A 587-nucleotide genomic window follows, 5' to 3' on the forward strand; every position below is an offset into this window, starting at 1 on the left:
GCAAATTCTGCTTGTTTGGTTTGTGATGTCACGTTGCCGCCAGTGTAAAGTGGCACTGCTAGGTTAACGCCAATATTGAAGTTATCCGTCGTGTTATCACGAGCACTGTTTGAAGTATCACCGTAGTTGTAACCACCGTCTAGAGACAGTGTTGGTAGGTGACCAGAGCTAGCTAGTGAGATGTTGTCGCGCGCGATGTCTTGTGAAATACGAGCTGACAATAGGCTAAGGTTCTTCGTTTTCGCTTCTTCGATCAATGTTTCAGCAGGGCTGCTAGTGCGAGTCGCAGAGAAACGGTTAGTATCAAGAACGTTTAAGTTTTTGTGTTCTTGACCTGTTATTTCACGTATTGATTCGTAGCTGTTGATCAGATCATTTTCTGCCAACTCTTCATCTGCTAGTACTGCATCGTACTGAGCTTGAGCATCGTGAACGTCAGTAATTGCCGACAAACCAACTTCAAAGCGTTGTTTTGTTTGTTCTAGTTGGCGACCAACGGCTGCTTTCTCTGCACGAACGAAGACTAGATTGTCTTGAGCGCGCAATACTTCGAAGTACGCTTGAGATACGCGAAGGATCAAACCTTG

At 45.3% G+C, this 587-nt stretch carries 1 pseudogene; it reads right to left on the bottom strand.

Annotation, left to right across the window (positions count from 1 at the left end):
• A pseudogene (gene vpoC, locus R8O11_RS29660) lies at positions 1–587 on the bottom strand (efflux RND transporter outer membrane protein VpoC); the annotation flags it as partial.

It is taken from the genome of Vibrio sp. 1288 (assembly GCF_033344475.1).